The sequence below is a fragment of the Johnsonella ignava ATCC 51276 genome (genome assembly GCF_000235445.1).
In the GTDB taxonomy this organism is placed as follows: domain Bacteria; phylum Bacillota; class Clostridia; order Lachnospirales; family Lachnospiraceae; genus Johnsonella; species Johnsonella ignava.
Window position 1 is genome coordinate 47419 of record NZ_JH378832.1, and the last position, 23688, is coordinate 71106.

Sequence of the window (23688 nt, forward strand, 5' to 3'; positions counted from 1 at the left end):
GTTTTAATTTTATATTGAAATAAGTTTACATAAAAGCTTAAAACTCTTATTTTGAGTAGCTGCCGATAGTACTATATATATTAAAGCTCCTGATAATACCTGTATAAGCAGCTTTATCCCTGGTTCAAATTTAAGTACATTCCCTATGGCATATACACAAAATCCCATTATAAATGTTATTATAATTCCGGGCAGCATATCCGCCCACTGCTTTGATATACCGTAATTAAATATCCTTTTATTCGGTGCTGAATTTATAAAAATGGATATAAAATCCGCAAGCACTTTAAATGCCACAAATATTACAGCATTATATTTAAGACCTATAATTAAGACTATAATCCCGACAGTTTTTTTTATGGTTTCAAGCCTTAAAAATATATCACTTCTGCCAAGGGCGTTTACAGCCTGTAAATTTGCTATATGTACAGGCCAAAATACATACGCCGCACACATAAGTCTTAAGAATACAACTGCTTTAAACCATTGTTTCCCAAGTAAAAAAAGCACTATATTATCGGCACAGGCAGCCATGCCTGCCATCATAGGCATAAATATATAGCTGCCAAGCATAACTGAATATTTTAAAAGCTCTTTTATATGCTCCCTGTCTTCCTGACTCCGGGACATAACCGGCAAAAGCACGGATTGCAGTGCACCTGAAAGATTTAATACAATTATCTTAGGAAACTGCTCTCCCCTGTTAAAATTCCCAAGGGTACCTCTGTCATATACACGTCCCATTACAAGTGAGTGCATATTAGTAAATATATTGTCTATAAGTGCCGCCGCAAGTATTTTTGAACCGAAACCGGACATAGATAAAAGCCTTGAAAAATCAAATTCATATCCCGGCTTCCAGCTTATATTTATAAAAAGTACCGCACATAATATGGCATAATAGCTTATCTGCTGATATACAAGAGCCCATACTCCGTAATTTTTATAAGCGAGGTATATACTTATAAGCCCTGAAAGTGCTGCCGATATAAATGTCGATATAAACAATGCTTTAAATTCAAGTTTTTTTGATACATAGGCATTTTGTACCGATATTACAGCCCCGAAAAATATAATTATTCCCATCACCCTCAGCATTGATTTTATATCCGAATTTGAATAAAATTCCGCTATATATGGTGAAGCAAAATATATAACGGCATATGCCAGAGCCGACAAAAATATATTAAAATAGAATACAGATGAAAAATCCAAACTGTCCGCATGCTTTTTTTGTATAAGTGCAGTGGCAAAGCCGTTTTGTACAAGAACATTTGCAATGCCTGTAAATATAAGCATTATTGCAAGCACATCGTACTCTACAGGTGATAAAAGTCTTGCAAGTATTATTGACACTGCAAACTGAACCCCCTGTGAGCCGCCGTTTTCCATAATTTTCCAAAAAAAACCGCTTTTTATTTTATTTGTGCTTATTTTTTCAGTTTTATTTTCCATTTTAAAATTCCCGTTTTGCTTTTTATATTTTTTTCATATCCAGTATTAAAATATCAATCTTCCTTTAAAATAAGCATATTTATATATTCAGCATCTCACCCAGAGTCATTATAGCAGTATTTTTAAAAAAACGATTTCTAATGATTGATACTATTTTTTGAGGTCTGCTTTTATACTGCAGTTTTATAAATTCATCAATCAGTATTTTTTTATTCCCGGTAATTTTATAATTTTTTAAAAGCTCAGATGCCTGTGAATACATCAGTCTGTAATTTTGTCTTACCTGTTCCTTATCTTTTATCCTGTTTTTAATTACTTCAGCTGAAAGTGCATTTTTGGCTCCAAGTAAATTTTTTCCATGCTGTCTGTATAAAACAAGAGGCTCATCAATATATGATGTTTTTCCTATACAGGAAGCGGTAAGTGCCAGCCACCAGTCATGCATCACATATTCCTGCGGCCGCCTGTATGCTTTTAAAAAAGCCCTGTTTATCATAATAGTGTTTCCGGTTACATTATTTTCGGTCAACAGTCTGTTTAAACGGCAACACCCCGGATTCATATTCATATATGATGCCATATCCCTATGTATTATATTTAGATTTTCGTCAACAGTACTTAAATTCGTATGTACAAGACATGGCATATTTTTTGAATATCTTTTTTCAAGTGCCCTCATTCTCATATATGTTTTTTTAATTTTATCAGGCAGCCATACATCATCCTGGTCTGAAAGCATAATATATCCGCAGGAAGCCTCTTGCCTGCCGCAAATATCATATGAATTATTGTACAAAGCAGCCTCATCCAAAAGTGAAAAAAAATTTTCTCCCGCACCTTTTACATGAGCCTGCCTCTTTACAAATTCTATCTTTCCGGGACAGCGTTTCATATATAGTTCAGCTATATCGGCAGTATTGTCATCAGAACCGTCGTCAGAGATTTTTATTGTAAAATCATTAAAGCTCTGGTTAAGTATTGATTCAATCTGTTTTTCTATATATTTCTCGCCGTTATATACTGCCATAAGTATTTTAATTAATGCCATTACACTCCTCTTGTACCGGAAATTATTTTTTTATTTTTAAAATTTTTTCGCCTATAAGAGTTTCAAGGGCGGTTATTTTAAAAAATATAACTGCACAGGCGTACTCAATGGGATTTATACGCAAATACTTTTTAAAATAATAAAGTGTAGAAATTTCTCTAAGTTTTTGCCTGTTGTGAAGTGATGAGAATAATTTTTTTATGCTTGAAGAACAGTTATGTATATAAAATCTATCTGTTATAACCGCACTTCTTGCACCTGCATTTTTTATTTTATATGCAAGCAGGTTTTCCTCCCCATATAAAAACATCTTCTCATCATATCCTCCAAGTGCATTAATTATATCAAGTCTGACCATAAGAAATGCCCCGGGAACTGCATCAACATACACAAGATTTTTTTTATCATAATTATTATACAGAGTTTTCTTATAATATGAAGCCGGATAATTTAAAAGCTTTTTAAAAAGCCGTCTCATTAAAGGACCTGCCGCACATAGCTCATGAAACCAGTCTCTAAGCGGCCATGCAGGTGCAGTCCCGAATCCCCCTTTTTCCTTCATCATAGGAGAAATTACTGCCAGATCGGAGTTTGCATCCATAATACGGCTCATATAGATTACATCTTCATCACAAAAATCAATATCAGGGTTGGCTATTACCGCATATTTTGCATGAAGCACCTCGTAGGCATGTTTTAGACCTATATTATTTCCGCTTCCATATCCTCCATTTCTTTTTGACCTTAGAAACATGGTATTTGTGCCTGCAAGCATACCCAGTTTTTCACGTGAGTCATCAGTTGAGGCATTGTCAACTATTATTATCTTATCAAAGGCTTTATATTTTTGTATCTTTCTTACAAGCTTTATCGCCGTAGGTGCATCATTATAATTAAGTACTATGCATACTGTTTTAATATTTTCCATAAGTTTAAACCTCTCTTTTTGGAAAACTGTTTCTATTTGGGGCATTGTTATTTTTGTTTAAATGTAAATTCCGATTTAATCAGCGTTTACCTATATTTTCTAAATACATCCGGGAAATCCTGTGTCTTAATGAAGGAACAAATACGGTTGAAAGATTCATAAGATGATAAAAAAACATATATATCCTCTTTCCTGAAACCCTTTTATCTTCCCATACGGAAAGTGCCGCATACTTATCGTAGGCTTTTTTATAATAATTAAGGCAGCCCTTATTCCACGGTCTTTCATCACCTGCAAAATGTATAATAACCGGATGTTTTGCAGCAATTTTATATTCCTCTTTTGTTATTATGCCATACTCCGGAGTATTTTTTACAAGCTCTTTATAACTCCAATATTTATAATTTGAAAAAAAATTATATTTAGGCGGCAGCAATTTTATCCTGTACGCAAGCACACCGTTTAATGCGTCCTGATCTCCGAAAAGACACTTGCCGCGTATACTCTGATGATAGGCAAGCAATTTGTCTTTTATATTTTCCTTTCTCCAGAGGCTGAGATTTATAAGAAGTACACCTGAATTATAGTAAAGTCCGTCTTTATAAAGTCCGGCTTTTTCTTTTATACTTTTATTTACGGTAGGCTCAGGAACCGCTGCCATAATATTTGAGTAAAGTGCAAGTCCCCAGAGTTTTTTAAGACTTCCAAGAACTATGGTATCACAGTCAAGATATATGACTTTTTTTACACTTTCAGGCAAGAGTTCACCTAAAAACAGTCTTCCCATAATGCTGTAATCAAATCTGCCTGTATCTGAGCTTTTTCCAAGCTTATACTTTATATCATCAAAATTTATAATATTAATTTTCCGTTTAAAAATCTTCGCAGTCTCTTTTAATCTTTTTAAAGACGTATATTGCATGCCTATTGATACCACATGTACATTTAACTCTTTTTCATCCTTATTGTTGTCATACAATGAATATAAAGCTGCCCCCAGATACCGGGCATAGACTTCATTTGACACATAGGCAGCTTCCATTATGCTTCCCCCCTGATATAATTTTTATGCAGACATTAAAATCCGCAATTTAAAATACTGATATTTAACATATTTTTATTTACGGCATATTGATTTATATATGATATAAGCTCTATTAACACCGCCTTATGACATAAGCCCTCTTTCAGATATTACCTTTATAACCTCATCTACACTGCTTTCACAGATTTCAGTAGTTTTTGCCTCAACCATAACCCTTATAACAGGCTCAGTCCCGCTTGCCCTCATAAGGATTCTTCCGTCATCGCCGAGTCTTTTTGAAATCTCCTCAGTCTTTCTCACTACCTCCTCATCCTCCTGAGCAGCTTTTTTATCTTTTACCCTCACATTTTTTAATACCTGAGGATAGATTTCTACTTCTGAAGCCAGTTTTTTAAGGCTTTCTTTCTTTTCAAGTATTACTTCCATGATTTTAAGCGATGTAAGTATACCGTCTCCGGTGGTCGCATGCTTGCTGAAAATTATATGCCCGCTTTGCTCACCGCCAAGATAATGTCCGTTTGTCTGCATATTTTCATATACAAATCTGTCGCCTACGGCAGTTTTTTCATAGGATATGCCTTCTCTGTCAAATGCCTTATATAATCCAAGATTTGACATAATTGTGGTAACCACGGTATTATTTGGCAAAGATGAGTTTTCTTTCATATACTTGCCGCATATATAAAGTATCTTATCACCGTCAACAAGCTTTCCGTCCTCATCAACTGCAAGACATCTGTCCGCATCTCCGTCATATGCAAAACCTACATCACAGCCATTTTCTTTTACAAAGCTGCAAAGTCCCTCCATATGTGTAGAACCGCAGTTTACATTTATATTTACTCCGTCAGGTAAATTATTTATTACATAGGTTTCAGCCCCAAGAGCATCAAATACATTTTTTGCAATTGATGAAGCTGAACCGTTTGCACAGTCAAGGGCAACTTTTTTACCTTTAAATGATCTTGTAGCCACCGATATGAGATAGCCTATATACCTGTTTCTGCCTGCCGCATAGTCGGTTGTTCTGCCTATCTGTTCTCTAAGTGCAAATGCTATCTCGCCATATTTACCGTCAAGGTATTCTTCTATCTTATCGCTAACTTCATCTTCAAGCTTTTCTCCCCTGCCGTTTAATATTTTAATCCCGTTGTCATAATACGGATTATGACTGGCACTTATCATAATGCCGCAGTCAAACTCCTCGGTTCTTACTACATACGAAACACTTGGCGTGGTAGTTACATGGAGCAGATAAACATCCGCACCTGAAGCGGTAAGACCTGAAACCAATGCATATTCAAACATATAGCTTGAACGTCTTGTGTCTTTTCCTATTACAACTCTGCATCTTTTTTTATCTCTGGGATTTTTTCCGTAAAAATGTCCTATAAATCTTCCTACCCTGTATGCCTGTTCAACAGTGAGATCTTTATTTGCTTCACCCCTAAATCCGTCCGTTCCAAAATATTTACCCATAAAACTAATACTGTCCTTTCATATATTCGTCAAGATACCTCTTTAAAGCATCCTGCCATGACGGAAGCCGCTTAAAACCGTTTTTATCAAGCTTTGATTTATCCATACGGCTATTATGCGGTCTTTTTGCCTTTGTTATAAATTCCTGTGATGTTACAGGAATTAATTTTATATCCTTAATTCCCGCCTGTTTAAAGATCTCTTCGGCAAATTCATACCATGTGCAAAGCCCTTCATTGGTTGCATGATATCTTCCGTATTTGTCAGTTACAACCATAGAAGCAAGAAGAACACTAAGATCCGGCGTATAGGTGGGGGAACCTGTCTGGTCGTTTACTATTCTAAGCTCATCCCTGCTTTGTGCAAGAGAGAGCATTGTTTTTACAAAATTATTGCCCTTTAAACCGAATACCCATGAAATTCTTACTATAAAATATTTTTCAAGATTTTTTTCTACTGCAAGCTCTCCCTCATATTTCATCTGTCCGTATACATTTAACGGATTTCTTTTATCATCAGGCTCCCACGGTCTTGTTCCTTCTCCGTCAAATACATAATCAGTGCTTATATAAAGCATTTTTATATCTAAATCCCTGCATATAACTGCTATATTTTCAGTTCCATCCGCATTTACACTTCTTACAAGTTCGGGTTCATCCTCCGCTTTATCAACCGCCGTATATGCCGCACAATGTATGACCGCTTCAAGTGCGGAGCTGTTATGCTCCTTTTCTATAATCTCTCTGCATTGTGAGGCGGATGTTATATCCATCTCCTGCATATCCACGCCTATGGCTTCTATACCTCTTTTTTCAAGCTCTTTTACTAAATCACTTCCAAGCTGACCCTTTGCTCCTGTAACCAATATTCTCATCAGTCTGTCCTTTCTTTATCTATTTAAAATAAAAGCGGCACGGTTTATGCCCGGAACTCAGCCTGCCATATTTTATCATATTATCACACTCAGGTCAAAATATTAGTCCTTAACTTACAAGGCAAATAAGCTCCATATATATCCTTCGGGTTCACATCCAAACTCCATATGCTTACCTGAAACAGGATGCTTAAATGCAAGCCCTGTACATATAAGTGCCGTATTAAAGCTTTCAAGTTCAGCTATATCCTTTGATACCTTATTTGTCTTTAAACCGCCGATGCCGCTTTTTGTTATACCATATTTCCTGTCTCCTATTATAGGCAGTTTATGATAGGAAAGCTGCAGCCTTATTTGATGATGTCTTCCTGTAAACAATTCTATATCAAGCAGACTCAACTTTATATCCCTGTATATTATGGACTTTTTAAGTGTATATGACATCACAGCTTTTTTTGCCGCATTTGTACCCTGTCTGCATATATACGAAATATTGGAAGCACTTTCTTTTTTTATATAGTCCTCATAAACGGCTAAGTCGGAATCAGGCTTTCCATATACTGCAGCACTATACTTTTTTTTAAATTCTCTGCCTGCCATCTGAGCTCCAAGTCCCGCTGCCGCTTTCTTTGTCTTTGCAAATAACATTATGCCCGATACAGGTTTGTCAAGCCGGTGTATTATTCCCAGATAAGGATTTACAGATTTTGACTTGACTGAAAGATAGTTTTTAAGTTCACTTTCCATATCCGGTTCAAACCCCCGCAAGGACTGTGCAGCAAGCCCTGACGGTTTTATAACCGCTATTATACTTTCATCTTCAAATACTATTTTCACAAACCCCGTCTCCTTTTTCATAATTTTCCCTATAAATTTAATAGGTAATTGAAAAGCTCGCTTTGCAAGCCCACAATTACCTATTAATTAGTTTTTCCTTTTGCTTTTTAGTCATACTTTTAATTTCAATCTCTCGTTTCATAGCATCACTTTTGCTTATGAAAGTCTCATAATACACAAGCTCAACGGGAAGTCTTGATCTGGTGTACTTTGCCCCTTTTCCGCTTTTGTGCATTTCCACCCTCTTTTCAAGATTGTTTGTCCAGCCGCAGTAGTAGGTTTTATCAGAGCATATCAATATATAAGTATAATTAACACATACAGCCCGCACGCCGTTATCAGGCTTTTCCTGCAGGCTGTATGTACATGGTTCTTTCTTTGTCATGGCTTTTTTATGCCTCCGGCTGATTCAGGGATTTGCCTGTTTATCAGGCTTATAAAAGCAGATTTTATATCTTTTTTAACTGCTGCCATGATTATAATATCTGTTTTTTATCAACAAGCATATCCTCAAGCTCTTCAACCCTTCTCGAAAGAGCCTTTAAATTATGTTCAAGCTTAGAAAAATCACAATTTATCTCTTCTTTTTCTTCCTGCACCGCAACGCCCGCAACTTTTATAGGTCTTGCAGGTATGCCGGCAGCCGTCGAATTATCGGCAAGCGGTTTTAAAAGCACTGCATTTGCTGCAATTTTACAATTATCACCAACTACAAATGATCCAAGTATTTTTGCTCCGGCACCAACGGTAACATTTTTTCCTAACGTGGGATGGCGTTTCCCCTTTCTGGTTCCTACACCTCCTAATGTTACACCTTGATATATAGTACAGTTATCACCGACAACCGCCGTCTCACCTATAACCACACCCGCACCGTGATCTATTAATATCCCTTTCCCAAGCACGGCACCCGGATGAATTTCTATATGTGTTATGAATCTTGATACCTGTGAGATAAGCCTCGCTATAAAATATCTCTTTTTTTTATATAATGAGTGTGCGATGCGATGCATTATAAGGGCATGAACGCCTTGGTATAAAAGAAGTATCTCAAATGTACTGCGTGCCGCAGGATCTCTCTCCTTAACAGCCCTTATATCCTCTTGTATTGCCTTAAAAAACATCTTTTTTATTCCGCTCCCGAAACTTTAAATCTTACTGTGCCTTGCTCTCAGAACTTTTTGAATCGGCTGATTCCTTTGCCTGTGTACTTTTATCTGTTTTTTCAGTTTTTCCCGATTCTTTTGAATTATCATTGTCAGATGCTTTTTCAGAAGACTTTGATGCCTCCGCCTCTTTTGAAGCTTCAGCTGCACTTTCCTTTGCCGCTTCCACAGACATTGATTCTTCTTTTGCCTTCTCTATCTCCTGGGCGCTCTTCATAGTGAATTTTGAATTTTCCTTAAGAAAATTCAACACCTTAAACGACTTTACAGACTGTTCAACGAGTTCATCGCCAATCTCTATACCCATCTGTTCCCTGGTCTTTCCTTTTTCACCTGTGAAATATTCATACATATCGCTATAGTCATGATCTTCAATTTTTATTTTTTCAGCATCAAGTATCGCCTCCACTACAAGCTCCGCTTTTATATCCTCTTCTATATTCACTGCCATATTTTTTTTCATATTATCTCTAAGTTTCTCTTTATACTCCTCAACGCTCTCTCCGCTCTCCTGTGCAATTTTTTCAAAGTCCATACCGTAACTTTCTATAGCTTCTGTAACTGCATCATCTATTTTTTTATCTAAATTCTCTTTATTTAAATTAAATTCGGCTTCATTCATGATTTTTTCAATAACATCATAAAGTGCTTCCTGTTCATACTGCTTTTTTCTCTGATTTAATATATACTCTTTTAATTTATCAAGCGTATCAATATTTTTGCTGTCTTCCTCACGCAGATGATCGGCAGCCACTTGTTTTGCCCACTCATCATTTATTCCCTCGGAACTGCTTACAGGCCCCTTTACCTCATTTACTTTAACCTTAAACTGTGCCTCTTTACCTGCAAGATCCTCGCTTTGATATTCCTTCGGAAATGTTACAGTGATTGTTTTTTCATCACCTGCACTCATACCTTTAACCTGTTCTTCAAAGCCGTCTATAAATCTTCCGCTTCCAATGACAAGATCAGTCTTCTCTGCCGTCCCGCCCTCGAACTTCTCTCCGCCTATAGTACCTTCATAATCTATATTAACGGTATCTCCATCTTTTGCAGCTCTTGAAACAGCCTTATATGAAGGTGAAGAATTATATATATCTTCAAGCTCCGATTCATCTAATACAGCCTCAGCCATATCTGCCTCAATACCTTTATATTTTTTTATTTTTACAGTTCCCACACCGTCTTTTGTATACTCAATAGGTTCGGCTTTTTCCGCAGCTGTGCTTTGTGTTGAAGCTGTACTCCCGGCTGTTGTTGAACAAGCCCCTGATACTGTCGCAGTTAAAGCTGCGGCAGCTAAAATAAGTATTTTTTTTATTTTCATTATATTATCCTTTATATTATTATCCCTTTATTTTTTTATTTTGCCGATACTTAAATAAAAGTACCGCATTATTTTTTATCCGCATAAAATGCTTTAAAAGCAAGGTATGCGTTATACAGATCAAGCTTGCCTGCAATCTCAAAAGGAGCATGCATAGCTATGATAGGCACGCCTATATCCACCACATCTATATTAAACATGGCAACGTACTGTGCTATTGTTCCGCCGCCACCTGCATCAACAGCTCCAAGTTCAGCTACCTGCCAGTAAACTCCCGCTTCATCCATAATTCTTATAAGCTTATGCATATACTCGGCACTCGCATCTGAAGCATTATACTTGCCTCCTGCACCTGTATATTTTGAAAATACACAACCGTGATTTATATATGAAGCACTTTGTTCATCAAATACACTTGGGAAAGTAGGGTCGTAAGCGGCACTTACATCAGAAGATATACATGCACTGTTTTCACATACTTCCTTTACATCAACCCCCTTATTCTGTGCAAGATATGAAATAAAATCATACACATAATTGGAATGAAGTCCTGTATTTCCTACTGAACCTATCTCCTCTTTGTCAGTCAATATGGTCAGCGTTGTATAATATGGAGCTTTTACTTCAATTTCCGCCATAAGTGCAGGATATGCACATATCCTGTCGTCCTGTCCGTAAGCACCTATCATTGAACGGTCAAATCCGAAATCTCTCGCCTTAAATGCAGGAACAAACTCAATTTCGGCACTTGTGAAATCCCTTTCATCAATAGCGTATTTTTCATTAAGCAGTGAAAGCACATTGAGTTTAAAAGCATTGTCAATATCCTTTTCATCAAACGGGAGAGAACCGATAATTATATTTAATTCCTCGCCTGTGATACCTTCAGACAGCTTTCTTGTATTTTGTTTTGCCGCAAGGTGAGGCAAAAGATCACTTATTCCAAATACAGGATCATTTTCATCTTCACCTATATTTACTTCAATTTTTGTTCCATCTTTCTTTATTATAACACCATGCATAGCAAGAGGCATAGTTACCCATTGATATTTTCTTATGCCTCCATAGTAATGTGTTTTAAAATAAGCAATTTCCTTTTTTTCATAAAGCGGATTCGGTTTAAGATCAAGCCTGGGTGAATCTATATGTGCACCGTTTATCCTTAGACCTTCTCTCAAATCGGCACTTCCCCATGTAACTGCAAGCACTGCTTTATTTCTGTTAATTTTATAAACCTTATCACCCGGCTTATATTTTTTTTCAGGTTCAAATTTCTTATAGCCTGATTTTATAAGCAGCTGCTGTGCATAATTCACACACTCTCTCTCAGTTTTGCCCTTGTCAAGAAACTCTTTATAGCCTTGTGCAAATTTATCAGCTTTTTCAAATTGCTTATGATCTTGTTTTGCTATATGCGGATTTTTGTATAACAAGCCTTTTACATCCGGTTTGTCTTTCTTAGCCTTCTTTTTTTCAGCCATAACTTTGACACCTCGTAATTAAAATATAGTAAGTAGTTTTTATAGACTTTCTTAACAGTCTACATAAGCTTTATTTTATATTCAGATCTCTTTACTTTGTCTTTAAATTCTTAAGCAGATCCGCAAGGCTTGTTGAAACATTTTCTTTTGCCTGATTTTTAAAGCCGTCAAAAGCTTTTTTCTCAATTTTTTCTTCTTTTTCAGCTTCAAGCACTTTTTTGGAAAGTGAAATCTTGCCGTTTTCAACACCTACAACTTTAACTTCAATCTCATCACCCTCTTTAAGTACAGCTTTCGGATGTTTTATATGATTGTTTGAAATCTGTGAAACGTGCAAAAGCCCTGCAATACCGTTTCCAAGACCTACAAATGCACCATAATCCTTAATGCTCTCAACCGTTCCTTTAATCACATCTCCAACCTTTATAGCCGATACCGCTTTTCTTCTCTCCTCGTCCTCTTTTGCCTTTTCAAGTTCCTTATGACTTAAAACAAGCCTCTTTCTATCCGGATCAACACTTATTATGACAACATCAAGACTTTTACTCTGGTATTCATCAAGATCTTCTACATGCCTTAGTGATAACTGACCTGCAGGTATAAAAGCTCTGACCTCATCAAGATACGCTATACAGCCTTTCTTAACTATTTCAATGATTTTAACCGTTGCAACAGTTTTGTCGGCAAGCATTTTTTCAAAAACTTCCCATTTTCCTGCATCAGGATCCTCATCATTATTTCTTTCTTCAAGAGATTTATTAATCTCCTCCTCAAAGTCCTTCATGCTCTCTTCCATAAATCGTCCTCCTATCTTAAACTTTTTCTAAAATTTTATTCTCAGTATCATCATAACGGATACCTATGAAAAGATTATAACATATAATCTTGAATAAATCTTGTTTTTATTTAGGATTATTTTGTATACTACTGCCACAGCCCGGACCTGCCTTGTATAAAACAGCTTGACATCACTTTGCTATATGCTATACTAAAATCAATAATAATTCTTATAATTATATTTAAAAAAGGAGTTTTTATTTTATGAAACTTAAATACAGCAGGCAGCGTGAAGCCATAATTGAATGTCTTAAAAACAGGCATGACCATCCTACTGCGGATGCCTTATTTCAGGCACTGCGTTTAAACAACCCAAGGATAAGCCTGGGCACTGTCTACAGAAATCTGGGACTTTTAACAGAACTTGGCAAAATTAACCGTATATCCTGTGGTGACGGTATAGAAAGATATGACTATATTACGGATAAACATGATCATTTTGTATGCAGAAAATGCGGAAAAATCATTGATCTTGAGCCGAAACTGAAGGGAGATATTAAACATCATGCCGTACATACCGATATAGGCAGAGTTGATTCACATGCACTTATATTTTACGGTCAATGCAGGGAGTGCCTTGACATCTGAGTTTACTTTAAGCATTAAATTCTTAAAAAACTAAAACTTATACGCCTACTATACCTGTTGCCTGCGGAAATAAACCGCATATAAGCCTCCCCTGCAAAACCGTTACGGCTCCTATATCCCCATCTCATTTATCGCAAGTTTTATTGCACCCATTATCCCCTGATCGCCCTTTAATGCTGCAGGTACTATATACCCATTAAGATTTTTAAATTCCCCTGTCAAAAGATAGGAGCCGTTGAAAATCTCAAGTTTCCTGTGTATAAGCCCAAAAAGCTTCTCCTGCTTCATTATGCCGCCGCCAAGAATTATAATTTCCGGTGAAAGTACAAGTATATAATCATACAGTGCCTGTGCTATATAATAAGCCTCAAGCTCCCAGACACTGTCATTTCCGGCAAGATCCGCCCCCTTTACGCCCCATCTGCTTTCAACAGCAGGACCGCAGGCAAGCCCTTCAAAACAGTTTTTATGATAAGGACATATCCCTTTAAAATTGTCGTCCGGGTGCTGCCTTAAAAGTATATGCCCCGCTTCGGGATGAAGCATACCATGTACCAAACTGCCCTCTGCAAGCACGCCAATCCCTATACCGGTTCCTATAGTCATATAAAGAGCATTTTTTATACCCCTTGCCGCTCCCCATGTCGCCTCACCTAAAAGTGAAGCATTGACATCTGTATCAAAACCTACAGGTATATTAAAACTTCTTTTAAATTCTCCGACGATATCACAGTTTCTCCACGGGATTTTCGGGGTTTCGGTTATATAACCATAGGTTTTTGAATCTCTGTTTAAATCTATCTGTCCGAAACAGCCTATACCAAGTGCCTCGATATTTTTATCATTAAAATATTCCTTTATCTCAGGAAAAGTTTTTTCCGGAGAAACCGTAGGGATTGAAATCTGTTCTTTTATAATGCCGTTTTCATCTCCTATGGCACATACCATCTTTGTGCCTCCGACCTCAAGTGCCCCTATAACCATATTAACCTCCATTAATAAATAAAGCTGATGTATCCTTTTAAGTTAATCACGTCATTATCAATATTCAGTAATTAATTTAAAATAATATCTAAAAGTTTTTAAACAGATATTTTAAAATTTTCATGCATTAAATACATACTTATCAAGACGTTCAAATGCTTCTTTTACAAGCGAAAACGGAAGTGCAAGATTCATGCGTATATGGCAATTGCCGTTAAATAAACGTCCGTCCTGCCATATTACTCCATATTCAACTCCCAGTTTATAAAGCGTCTCTATATTTTTATTATGCTTTTTACACCAGTTTGTACAGTCAATAAAAAGCATATAGGTTCCCTGCGGCTTTGAAACCTCAACTCCTTCGAAATGTGAATTTATATAATCAACTGCATAGTTTACATTGGCACTTAATACATCACGCAGCTCATCAACCCATACATGCCCCTGCGGTGTATAGGCTCCTATAAGTGCATGCATTGAAAGAACATTCATTTTATTGTAGTGTGAAAGTGAAGCCTCTTTATCAATGCGTTCACGCATCCATTCATTATAAACTATATGGTAGGCTCCTATAAGACCGGCAAGATTAAAGGTTTTTGAGGGTGCATAAAGAGCAAAGGTACGCTCCCTTGCATCTTCCGAAACCGACTGTACAGGTATATGATGGTTTCCGTTTAGCGTAAGATCTGCCCAGATTTCGTCTGAAACTACAAAAACATTGTGTTTTTTATAAATTTCCATAGCCTTTTCGATTTCCCATCTCTCCCACACTCTGCCGCTTGGATTATGCGGCGAACAGAATATAGCGGTATGTATACAGTTTTTCCTTATCTTATCCTCCATGTCTTCATAATCCATACGCCATATACCGTCTTTATCTTTTTTAAGAGGACTTAATATAAGGTTATATCCGTTATTTCTAAGACAAATAGTAAAGCCTATATATGTAGGGGCATGAAGAAGTATATTATCGCCCTTTGAACACAGCACATTTACGGCAGAGATAAGCCCGCCCAGAACACCGTTTTCATAACCTATATTGCAGCACTCAATCCCTTTTATACCATGACGTTTTTCCATCCAGTCCGTTATAGCCTTATAATATTGTGCTGAAGGATTAAAATAGCCAAAAAGCGGATGATTTACCCTATTTATTACAGCCTCCTGTATGCCGGGAGCTGTGGCAAAATTCATATCCGCAACCCACATAGGAATCCTGGCAAAGCCTTCCCTTACAGGCAGTTTAGTGCCTGCAAAATCTATAGCTTCAATAGCAAGAGCATCTTTTCCGCTTCTGTCAATTATGCTTGTAAAATCATAATTCATATCTTCACCTCTCAAATTAAAATTATTTTATAACACAGTCTTAAAGCATGTAATTTATTATATTATACAAGTGTCAAAAGTATAAAAATTCGATGCAAGATTGCTTGCAATAGAATTTATTATCTTTTGACACACAAAAAATATAAGTAAGCAGCCATTTTTTGTAAAAAAATGAGCGAATTACGAATATTTTTGCAGGGATTGCGAAAAGCGAAGCTGTAGCAATCCTGTATCAATAGGTGTCAAATACTTCTGACACCTACGCCATTATATACGGCAGTTTAATAATTTCATGTCCATAATGCCCGGCTGTTTAATTATACAGCTTAATATAAATAAAATCCAGATATGTAAATATTAATATAAAATATTTTATATTAAATCTGTAAAATAAATACTTTAGATTTATGACATAAGATTGTAAGCAAAGATTAACATATCTATAAACCCCTTTATTTAAAAGGCTTTTCGGACTTTCAGGCTTAAAACCCGCCTTGCATGTATTTTGTAAGTATGCTAGAATGAAAATGGTTAAAATGATAATTAATCTGGGAGAAACTGGAAAGATATATTTTAAATACACAGTAAAGGAGAAGATTAATTTTTATGAAAAAGAAATTTTTACTTGGATGTTGTACATTCAGTATAATATCCGCAATTACGGCAGCAGCATATAGCGGCGCTGCAAACACCGCTCTGGCAGCAACAAATGGAAAAAATACGGGTTATTTTGCTGTAGCAAAAAAAGGAAAAACCTCCAAGAAAAAAGCTTCATCAAGTATAAAAACAGGTATCGGCAAGTCAAACAATGTCCAGACTGCCGGCATGGTAATACAGTCCGTTGATGCAAACGGGGTTATAACCGCTAAAGACGGCAATGATATATCATATGTAACAACTAAAAACGCAAAATTAAAATCAATGTACGGCGGAGTTATAGATAAAATTACAGATGATTATATAGGCAGTGAAATAGTTGTAACCTCTCCTGCCGAAATGCCTGCAATATATCCTGCAAATTATATAGCAAGTGAAGTAGTATTTCTTCCTAAGGGTGTGTCGGCAGTTACAGGCGAGATACAAAGCAGTCTGAATAATGCATCTAAAAGTGCAAAGCTGCGTCTGTCGGACGGAAGTACCCTTATCGCAAACCTTGATAATAATGTTGTAGTTGAAAATGAAAACGGTGAAAATATAGAATTAAGTTCAATTAAGAAAAAAAGCACCGTTACACTTTATTATTCGGGAGAACTGACATTAAGCGATCCTCCTCAGGCATATGCCGATAAAATAGTTGTAAATAACAATGCACTGAAAGGGGTATATTAATATATCCTGCCGTTTATATATGTTTTTTTAATCATTAAAAAAATATAATATAAGACTGCGAAAAATATAGAATAAACATATTTTCTAATTAATAAAGTCTTTTAAACAAGGTCTGTATAACTAATACAGACCTTGTTATGTTTTTTCTTAATTATAAAATCTCCTCGTATTTTATACCTCATTATATTTTTCATGTATGTTATATTTATTCACTTTATATTTATAATTTTTCATTTTTTATATGTATTAATTCTACATTTTTTATTAAACAATTAAAGAGCGTGTCATAAAAAAAGCAGTTTAAAGACAGCAGAAACTGCGACAAATAAAAGCGATGACCTACTTCGCACTTTCAAATTCCTTTGTAAATTCTGCAAGATCATGCCCTTTAAATACCCTTTCAAGAAGCTGCGGCAGCTTCTGAGGATTACATGCAAAGCACGGGATACCGAGTGATGATATACGTCCTGCCATCTGTGCATCATAATAAGGTTTTCCGCCGTCAGCTATTGCAAGCAGACATACTACCATAACCTGTGAATCTTTCATATCCTTAAGCCGCCTAAGCATGCCTGCACGGTTGCCGCCCTCCATAAGATCGGAAATTAAAAAAAATAAAGTTTTTTTAGGATTTTCAATATACCTGCTGCAGTAGGCAAGCGATTTATTTATATCGGTTCCGCCGCCAAGCTGAAAACCGAATAAAAGATCTACAGGATCTTCGGTTTTTTCACTTAAATCAACAACTTCAGTGTCAAATGCCACTATCTTTGTATTAAGTAAATTCATTCCTGCCAGTATACAGCTCATTATTGATGAATAAATCACCGATTCTCCCATAGAGCCGCTCTGGTCAACATCCAGAATTACAGTAAATTTATTTGCAGAGGTCTGCGTACTCCTTTCAAAAAAATAGTAGTGCTCAGGTACAATTTTTTTGAGATCCCTGTTGTAATTTTTAATTCCATGTCTTATGGTTGTCTTAAAGTCAAGTGCCGAGGCGGAGGGTATAGGAGAATGGCGTTTTTTATTAAGCGCTGCAGTTACTGCACGCCTTATATCGTCAGCCAGAAGTTTATTAATCTGCTCAACTATTTTTTTCATAAACTCCCTTACACTGTCCTTGCTTTGTTTAGGCACCTGGTCCTTTAAAAGCATTATAGTGGAGGCAAGATTTATATCAGGTTCAATCTGTTCAAGAATTTCAGGCTCAAATATAAGCTGCTTCAATCCGCACCGTTCCATAGCATCGGTCTGTATTATCTTTACAATTTCTTTGTCAAATAAGCTGCGAACATCTCCAAGCCATCTGCTTATATAAGGTTTTGAAGCTCCCTTGCCGGCACCTCTTGTGCTTCCGCCCATAAAGCTTTTTTCTTTATTATATATCGCATCAAGAGCCTGATCCATGAGATACTGCTCATCAGTCAATATATCACCTCTAAAATCTCCCATGCTTTCAAACTCTTTATGACTTTCTTCTCCTAGGATAAGCCTCCATCGCCTTATCCTGTCTTTATAATCCATAAATTACAAATTCCTTTCACGGTTGGTATTCTCCCTGGAGTCTGCGGTTTTCACACCTTGTCTGTATAATCCATATATTATACATCCTTTTCACAGCCGTCAGATACAGGCAGCATATTTAGCTATATATCTCCAAAGTCAAAATCATCAAGCCCTGATATGTCCTCAAGCTCTTTCGGTTTTAACATGGAATTTAGTGTCTCTGCCGTCCGGACAGGATTTATATCCCAGATCTCACCGAGATTTTCCGCTATCTTGTATTTTTCTTCAGAAGAAAAATCTGCAAAAGCACGCCTTAAAAACACAAGAGAACGTTTGAATTCATCATCATCAAGTGTATCAAGATATGAACTTAATTTTTCCCATAAACTAAGTCTGGCGATAAGGGCATAACGATTTTTCATTGCAAGTCCTTCAAACCATGAAGCTCCAAGCTCTGCCGGAATCCCCTTTGAAAGCCTTCTTTCAACCTCAATTCCAAGCTCCTCCTTATCCATACTGCCCATTTCAAGTAATATGGCTGCTGAAAGACCTGAAAGTCTGGTATTTAAATCATCTCTTGACGAAATCTCAAAAAGTGTCTTTTTCCATCTTGCACTATCAAGAAAATCATGTTCTATGCAAACTGAATGGAGTGTTATAATTGCATCTGCCATAACTTTTGCCGCTTCATCATCACAGGTACATTCACCCGGAAGTATAAGGCATGCCCTTAAAAACAACTGTGAAAGTATAGGCTCTATGGGGGTTTTGTCAAGTTTTCTGATATCCCCGTATAAAATCGCCGGTGAAAGTGCGGCTGCGGTTTTTGCTATTTCATCAACTGCGGCTGCATCAATGGCAGTTTTTTGAAGCACATTTAATGCACTTTCAAGACTTTTAGACATACCACAGTAAAAGGCTTCATTTACCAGTACTGCCAGCTCCGATATACTTGAAGCCTCCTTTAATCTCTCATTTATCTCAAAAGCTGCGGCAAGCTCTACAGTATCTCCTTTAAGCACCGCTTCAACTATCCTTATCTCGGACTCGGGGCTCCACTGAAGCAGCCAATGCTCTGCCCATGTCGCCTTTTCCTGCTTTACTTCACGGACTTTTGCAAATCCTATATTAAGCAGCCTTAATTTATGCAAAAAAAATGAACGTTCAAGGTCTATAAAAGCCGCCTCTTTTGATTTTCCCCTCAGATTCTCACGCAGATCAAGACTCAGCTCCTGTGAAACGAGAGTTTTATACTTTTCAAGTCTAAGCTCCTTTAATTTCCTGTTAAAATCGGACTGTATAGAGGTTGAACTAAGTCCTTCAGGTATTTCGCCTATCATCGTGCCTATATCGGTATCAGCCACTGCAAGCACTATCTCTGAAAAATTCCCATGACCTATACATGTAACTGCCGCATCCTTTATATCCCTTAAAGTGGGTATGCTGCCTCCATGCATTTTTGCAAGTGCATGTGAAAGTCGTATTGCTTCTATAATTTCCGCTGAAGAAACATGCGAACCGTGCTCTCTTAAAAATGCTCCTAAAGCCGCAAAGTATTTTGCAGGAGCATAACCAGGTTCACAACGATTTAATCCTTCCCACAACAATTCATAGTATGCCGGCGCTTTATTTCCTGCACCATAACCTGAACGCTCTGACAGCCTGAAATATGAATATGGCATCAGGGTTATACTGCTTTCAAGCTTTGAAAGTATTTTAAATTCACTGTCCTCCATAGGCATACAATCGGAAAGTATACCCTGTATATGAAAGGCCCCTACAACCATCACTATCTCATGCGGTTCTATACCGTCTTCTAAAGCATTGCAGACTGTACGAAGCATATATGATTCCCTAACTATATTCCTTGCATCATCTATGGTATTTGAAAGGGTAAGCTGCCTTAAGTTATTGCCGAAAGCTGCCGCCCCCTCCATATATGCCTCCTCGGATGCAGCCTGCTCCATCGTTCTTTCCCAAAAAACCTCATTGCTGCCGTCTGTAGAAAGTTCGTCAAGCCGCCTGTGCACATATTCATTTAAAGATTCGGACACCGGCTCCATACCCGACTCTTTATTCAAATTATCCTGCTTTGATTTTTCAATCCCTAAAAAGATTGATGAAGGCAGATCACAAAAACTGCACTTTACATTATTTTCAACCGACCATACCATCGCCTGGTATTCCGGCGAATATACTGCAAACGGATAAAGTATAGTTCTTACAGGCGGTTGTGAAGTATATGCCATAATTGCCACAGGCGGCTTTACTTTTTTACTGCCAAGTTCAGGGATTAAACTGCTAAAATCGGAGGGACCTTCAATCAGTACAAGCTTAGGCTTTATTCTGTCAAGATATTTTCTAAGATAATAAGCACCTGCCGGTGAGAGGTGCCTTATCCCAAATACATGAGGCTTTGCTTTATCAGATCTTGGAGATAAATTACAGTTTTTTATTATATCCCGGTTATCCTGTATTTTTTTCATAGGTTTAAATATTCCTGTTTAGATGTATTTGTACCGCTATACAACAGCTGTACACATTGAGTTTATTAAAATTTTCTGTAAATTCAAAGACTCCGACATATAGATTTTTCATACTAAGTTATACATCATTAAGCTCTCTACATTCCTTATACAGCGAGAGCCAGCCTGAGCCTCTTTTTTTCATTATATTTTCAAGATACTCTTCCCATACCTTTGAATCCTTGCCTTCTTCTTTTACCACCGCACCCTGCAAAGCTGCCGCAAGATCCCTGTCGGATATATTGCCATCCCCGAAGCTTCCGGCAAGTGCCATACTGTTTGCAAGCAGTGATATGGCTTCAGCGGTTGAGAGCACGCCTGTGGTTGTCTTTAATTTCTGCTTTTTATCAAGAGTCTCTCCCTGCCTTAATTCCCTAAATATAGTACATACCTTTTTAAGCACCTCATCCTTTGGAAGCTTTGCATTTAAATCAAGGCTTCCTGCAAGCTGATCTATCCTTGTTCTTACTATATCCATCTCAGCCTCTATGCTTGCAGGGCTTGGAAGCACTACTATATTAAAACGTCTTTTCAATGCGGCGGACATCTCGTTTACACCTTTATCTCTTGTATTTGCGGTTGCAATTATTGAAAATCCCTTCTGTGCCGGTATCTCTATATTAAGTTCAGGCACCGATATCCTTTTTTCAGATAAAAGTGATATAAGAGCATCCTGTACTTCCGAAGCACATCGTGATATCTCTTCAATTCTTGCTATCGCCCCCTGTTCCATAGCACGATATACAGGGCTCGGTACCATAGCCTCCTTTGAAGGACCGCCTGCTATAAGCATTGCGTAATTCCATGAATATCGTATCTGTTCCTCGGTAGTACCTGCCGTTCCCTGTACCACCCTTGTAGAATCCCCGTTTATAGCTGCACTGAGGTGCTCTGAAAGCCATGATTTTGCAGTACCGGGTTCACCTATAAGAAGCAGAGCCCTGTCGGTAACAAGTGTTGCAACCGCTATCTCTACAAGCCTTTCATTACCTATATACTTGGGTACTATATCAACATTTCCCGCTCTTCCGCCACATATATATTTAAGCACCGATCTGGGAGACATCCTCCAGCCGGAAGGTACCGGATATTTTTCATCATTTATAAGTGCATCTATCTCATTTTTAAATAACTGCTCGGCAGGCAGTCTCTGAAGCTTTTTATCAGACATTTAATTCTCCATTCAGCCACAGTGTATTATGATTCTGATATATTAGAAAATCCTAAAACTATATGGCATATAATTTATTTGCAGTATGAGTTTACCATTTTACTTACAAATGGACAAGATGCAGAATATATCTTTTAAAATGTGTAGCAAAAATATCCTTTAAGCAGTATAATTTTCAAAAGACATACCAATTTTATTAAGTGAGGAAGTGATATGAAATTGATTTCTATAAAAACACTGTTTTCGTTAAAATCTTTACGCAAAAAGTTGTTTTTTAATATGCTCGGACTTGCAGCATTAACCATGCTTATATCATTTTCGGGATTATTTTTCAGTTTTAAATACACAGAAAACAGAACCGTCAATTCGGTTAATACACTGATGGATATATATGAGCTTCAGCTTAAACTGCATTTTAAAACATTGTCCGGTATAGGCGATGGTACGGCAGTTGAATCACGGGTGATTATAGAGGAGTTTCTTTCTGACGAAAACCTGAGCTTTGATGATCTTAAGATGTCAAAGGAAAATATGGAGAAGCTGAAAAAAAGACTTTCACTTGCACTTAAACCGGAAATGTTCCGTAATGAATGCTCAGCCTTTTTTATTATACTTAATACATCGCTTGAAAATAAAGAGTTTTTTTATAAAAGCTCTGAAAATGCGTATCAAACTGAAGATAGTATATCAAACAGTATCCTAAAAACTGACTTTGATGAAAGAATTTTTGATGAATTTAAAGCAGGAGATAAAACCAGAGAGCTTATCATATCAGATAAAAATGTATTTTTACTTTGGAAAATTTATGGAAATGACGAAAAAATATATGGTATCTGCGGATATGAAATAGACGAAAGCTTTTTTCAGGATAAATACATTCAAAACACGGACTTAAAATCATATACGATATTGCTGTTTTCAAAAAATGCACTTAATGAAACAGGTGAACAGGACATTAGTCCGGCGATAGACCTAAAAAGCGGCAAAGAATCTTATAATGATCGGAACATGAATTTTATAAGTCAAAAAATCTCAAAAAATCTCTATTCGTATAAAGGAAATAATATTGATAATGTCGGCAACTCAAAAGATATCTCTTTATTTGACAAATCCGGTTCATGCAGATTATATGTAATGATAAGCAGGAAAGAATATAAAGCTGAAACCTGCCGAAATATAATAAAAATCTCGGCTTTACTCTGTCTTATAATACTCTTTATAATTATAAGTTCCTTTTTTTTAAGTAATAGCTGCATTAAAGAATTACTTATAAGCATAGAAAGATTTAAAAAAGGACAATCGGAAGAAGAAAATGAGAATCTGCCGCAGGAAATAAAAGACTTTTTTGCTTTTTTAAAAACGGAGAATGAAAAAAAGCAAAAAGCATATAGTGAAGAAATACTTGCTTTAAAGCAGGAAGTCAAACGACTTGAATATGACAGAAAAAAAGAAATAGATCCCGATAATTTCAAAAGCTTTTTAGAGGGAATAAGTACACTGACAAAAACTGAAAAAAAGATATTTGATTTGTACAGGAAAGGGCATACCGCAAAAGAAATTTTAGAAATAGCAAATATAAAAGAGAGTACTTTAAGATACCATAACCAAAACATTTACAGCAAGTTATCTGTAAATTCTATGAAGCTTATGCTCAGATACTGCACTTTAATGCAAAACAATAGCAAAACAGAACTGTAAATCCCCTATTATCCGATAGATAATATTGGGGAAATCCCGGTAAAACGGATAGCTTTAAGGGGGACAAAATAATAATCTCGG

The 23688-nt window shown here is 36.7% G+C and carries 20 protein-coding genes; 3 read left to right on the forward strand and 17 right to left on the reverse strand.

Going from position 1 to position 23688, the window contains the following annotated elements:
• Window positions 1-9: 9 nt before the first annotated feature.
• From HMPREF9333_RS06135 to HMPREF9333_RS06190, 12 genes are all read right to left on the reverse strand, one after another.
• A complete protein-coding gene (locus HMPREF9333_RS06135; protein WP_005540623.1) occupies window positions 10-1455 on the reverse strand; it encodes a lipopolysaccharide biosynthesis protein in 1446 nt (481 codons plus the stop codon).
• Between the two features lie 79 nt (window positions 1456-1534).
• A complete protein-coding gene (locus HMPREF9333_RS06140; RefSeq protein ID WP_005540625.1) occupies window positions 1535-2503 on the reverse strand; it encodes a glycosyltransferase family 2 protein in 969 nt (322 codons plus the stop codon).
• Window positions 2504-2525: 22 nt separating this feature from the next.
• Entirely contained in the window at window positions 2526-3431 is a 906-nt protein-coding gene (locus tag HMPREF9333_RS06145; RefSeq protein ID WP_005540626.1) for a glycosyltransferase family 2 protein, read from the reverse strand.
• Window positions 3432-3510: 79 nt separating this feature from the next.
• Window positions 3511-4473, reverse strand: coding sequence for a glycosyltransferase family 8 protein (locus HMPREF9333_RS06150; RefSeq protein ID WP_005540628.1), 963 nt, complete (start codon window positions 4471-4473; stop codon window positions 3511-3513).
• A gap of 126 nt (window positions 4474-4599) precedes the next feature.
• Complete coding sequence (gene glmM, locus HMPREF9333_RS06155) at window positions 4600-5955, reverse strand: phosphoglucosamine mutase (protein WP_005540630.1); 1356 nt, start codon at window positions 5953-5955, stop codon at window positions 4600-4602.
• A gap of 4 nt (window positions 5956-5959) precedes the next feature.
• On the reverse strand, window positions 5960-6829 hold the full coding sequence (gene rfbD / locus HMPREF9333_RS06160) for a dTDP-4-dehydrorhamnose reductase (protein WP_005540632.1): 870 nt from the start codon (window positions 6827-6829) through the stop codon (window positions 5960-5962).
• Between the two features lie 114 nt (window positions 6830-6943).
• Entirely contained in the window at window positions 6944-7666 is a 723-nt protein-coding gene (locus tag HMPREF9333_RS06165) for an RluA family pseudouridine synthase (RefSeq protein WP_005540633.1), read from the reverse strand.
• A gap of 76 nt (window positions 7667-7742) precedes the next feature.
• Window positions 7743-8051: a GIY-YIG nuclease family protein gene (locus HMPREF9333_RS06170; protein ID WP_005540634.1), complete on the reverse strand. Its 309-nt coding sequence runs from the start codon at window positions 8049-8051 to the stop codon at window positions 7743-7745.
• A gap of 91 nt (window positions 8052-8142) precedes the next feature.
• Window positions 8143-8790, reverse strand: a complete 648-nt coding sequence (gene cysE / locus HMPREF9333_RS06175; protein WP_005540635.1) for a serine O-acetyltransferase — start codon at window positions 8788-8790, stop codon at window positions 8143-8145.
• Between the two features lie 31 nt (window positions 8791-8821).
• Window positions 8822-10159, reverse strand: coding sequence for a trigger factor (locus tag HMPREF9333_RS06180; RefSeq protein ID WP_005540636.1), 1338 nt, complete (start codon window positions 10157-10159; stop codon window positions 8822-8824).
• A gap of 68 nt (window positions 10160-10227) precedes the next feature.
• A complete protein-coding gene (locus HMPREF9333_RS06185; RefSeq protein ID WP_005540637.1) occupies window positions 10228-11640 on the reverse strand; it encodes an aminopeptidase in 1413 nt (470 codons plus the stop codon).
• 91 nt (window positions 11641-11731) lie between these two features.
• Window positions 11732-12436, reverse strand: coding sequence for a S1 RNA-binding domain-containing protein (locus HMPREF9333_RS06190; protein WP_005540638.1), 705 nt, complete (start codon window positions 12434-12436; stop codon window positions 11732-11734).
• 245 nt (window positions 12437-12681) lie between these two features.
• Between HMPREF9333_RS06190 and HMPREF9333_RS06195 the strand changes: the two genes are divergently transcribed.
• On the forward strand, window positions 12682-13065 hold the full coding sequence (locus HMPREF9333_RS06195) for a Fur family transcriptional regulator (protein WP_005540639.1): 384 nt from the start codon (window positions 12682-12684) through the stop codon (window positions 13063-13065).
• 111 nt (window positions 13066-13176) lie between these two features.
• Here the strand turns inward: HMPREF9333_RS06195 and HMPREF9333_RS06200 are convergent, their stop codons facing one another.
• Together HMPREF9333_RS06200 and HMPREF9333_RS06205 are read right to left on the reverse strand one after the other, a co-directional pair.
• The gene (locus HMPREF9333_RS06200) at window positions 13177-14049 is read right to left on the reverse strand and encodes an ROK family protein (protein WP_005540640.1); all 873 of its coding nucleotides are present in this window, start codon (window positions 14047-14049) and stop codon (window positions 13177-13179) included.
• 120 nt (window positions 14050-14169) lie between these two features.
• Window positions 14170-15375, reverse strand: coding sequence for a MalY/PatB family protein (locus HMPREF9333_RS06205; protein ID WP_005540642.1), 1206 nt, complete (start codon window positions 15373-15375; stop codon window positions 14170-14172).
• Window positions 15376-15981: 606 nt separating this feature from the next.
• Here HMPREF9333_RS06205 and HMPREF9333_RS06210 point away from each other — a divergent pair.
• Entirely contained in the window at window positions 15982-16704 is a 723-nt protein-coding gene (locus HMPREF9333_RS06210) for a hypothetical protein (RefSeq protein WP_005540645.1), read from the forward strand.
• Window positions 16705-17043: 339 nt separating this feature from the next.
• Here the strand turns inward: HMPREF9333_RS06210 and HMPREF9333_RS06215 are convergent, their stop codons facing one another.
• From HMPREF9333_RS06215 to HMPREF9333_RS06225, 3 genes are all read right to left on the reverse strand, one after another.
• A complete protein-coding gene (locus HMPREF9333_RS06215; RefSeq protein ID WP_005540646.1) occupies window positions 17044-18231 on the reverse strand; it encodes a VWA domain-containing protein in 1188 nt (395 codons plus the stop codon).
• A 122-nt stretch (window positions 18232-18353) separates the two neighbouring features.
• Window positions 18354-20699, reverse strand: coding sequence for a DUF5682 family protein (locus HMPREF9333_RS06220; RefSeq protein WP_005540647.1), 2346 nt, complete (start codon window positions 20697-20699; stop codon window positions 18354-18356).
• 118 nt (window positions 20700-20817) lie between these two features.
• Window positions 20818-21909, reverse strand: coding sequence for an AAA family ATPase (locus tag HMPREF9333_RS06225; protein ID WP_005540648.1), 1092 nt, complete (start codon window positions 21907-21909; stop codon window positions 20818-20820).
• Window positions 21910-22122: 213 nt separating this feature from the next.
• On the opposite strand from HMPREF9333_RS06225, the gene HMPREF9333_RS06230 reads away from it, so the two are divergent.
• The gene (locus HMPREF9333_RS06230) at window positions 22123-23607 is read left to right on the forward strand and encodes a helix-turn-helix transcriptional regulator (protein ID WP_005540649.1); all 1485 of its coding nucleotides are present in this window, start codon (window positions 22123-22125) and stop codon (window positions 23605-23607) included.
• Window positions 23608-23688 lie beyond the last annotated feature (81 nt).

Excerpts from the sequence above, each read along its gene's own strand:
- HMPREF9333_RS06135 (WP_005540623.1), bottom strand. The coding sequence starts at position 1,455 with ATGGAAAATAAAACTGAAAAAATAAGCACAAATAAAATAAAAAGCGGT.
- HMPREF9333_RS06140 (WP_005540625.1), bottom strand. The coding sequence starts at position 2,503 with ATGGCATTAATTAAAATACTTATGGCAGTATATAACGGCGAGAAATAT.
- HMPREF9333_RS06145 (WP_005540626.1), bottom strand. The coding sequence starts at position 3,431 with ATGGAAAATATTAAAACAGTATGCATAGTACTTAATTATAATGATGCA.
- HMPREF9333_RS06150 (WP_005540628.1), bottom strand. The coding sequence starts at position 4,473 with ATGGAAGCTGCCTATGTGTCAAATGAAGTCTATGCCCGGTATCTGGGG.
- glmM (WP_005540630.1), bottom strand. The coding sequence starts at position 5,955 with ATGGGTAAATATTTTGGAACGGACGGATTTAGGGGTGAAGCAAATAAA.
- rfbD (WP_005540632.1), bottom strand. The coding sequence starts at position 6,829 with ATGAGAATATTGGTTACAGGAGCAAAGGGTCAGCTTGGAAGTGATTTA.
- HMPREF9333_RS06170 (WP_005540634.1), bottom strand. The coding sequence starts at position 8,051 with ATGACAAAGAAAGAACCATGTACATACAGCCTGCAGGAAAAGCCTGAT.
- cysE (WP_005540635.1), bottom strand. The coding sequence starts at position 8,790 with ATGTTTTTTAAGGCAATACAAGAGGATATAAGGGCTGTTAAGGAGAGA.
- HMPREF9333_RS06180 (WP_005540636.1), bottom strand. The coding sequence starts at position 10,159 with ATGAAAATAAAAAAAATACTTATTTTAGCTGCCGCAGCTTTAACTGCG.
- HMPREF9333_RS06185 (WP_005540637.1), bottom strand. The coding sequence starts at position 11,640 with ATGGCTGAAAAAAAGAAGGCTAAGAAAGACAAACCGGATGTAAAAGGC.
- HMPREF9333_RS06190 (WP_005540638.1), bottom strand. The coding sequence starts at position 12,436 with ATGGAAGAGAGCATGAAGGACTTTGAGGAGGAGATTAATAAATCTCTT.
- HMPREF9333_RS06195 (WP_005540639.1), top strand. The coding sequence starts at position 12,682 with ATGAAACTTAAATACAGCAGGCAGCGTGAAGCCATAATTGAATGTCTT.
- HMPREF9333_RS06200 (WP_005540640.1), bottom strand. The coding sequence starts at position 14,049 with ATGGTTATAGGGGCACTTGAGGTCGGAGGCACAAAGATGGTATGTGCC.
- HMPREF9333_RS06205 (WP_005540642.1), bottom strand. The coding sequence starts at position 15,375 with ATGAATTATGATTTTACAAGCATAATTGACAGAAGCGGAAAAGATGCT.
- HMPREF9333_RS06210 (WP_005540645.1), top strand. The coding sequence starts at position 15,982 with ATGAAAAAGAAATTTTTACTTGGATGTTGTACATTCAGTATAATATCC.
- HMPREF9333_RS06215 (WP_005540646.1), bottom strand. The coding sequence starts at position 18,231 with ATGGATTATAAAGACAGGATAAGGCGATGGAGGCTTATCCTAGGAGAA.
- HMPREF9333_RS06220 (WP_005540647.1), bottom strand. The coding sequence starts at position 20,699 with ATGAAAAAAATACAGGATAACCGGGATATAATAAAAAACTGTAATTTA.
- HMPREF9333_RS06225 (WP_005540648.1), bottom strand. The coding sequence starts at position 21,909 with ATGTCTGATAAAAAGCTTCAGAGACTGCCTGCCGAGCAGTTATTTAAA.
- HMPREF9333_RS06230 (WP_005540649.1), top strand. The coding sequence starts at position 22,123 with ATGAAATTGATTTCTATAAAAACACTGTTTTCGTTAAAATCTTTACGC.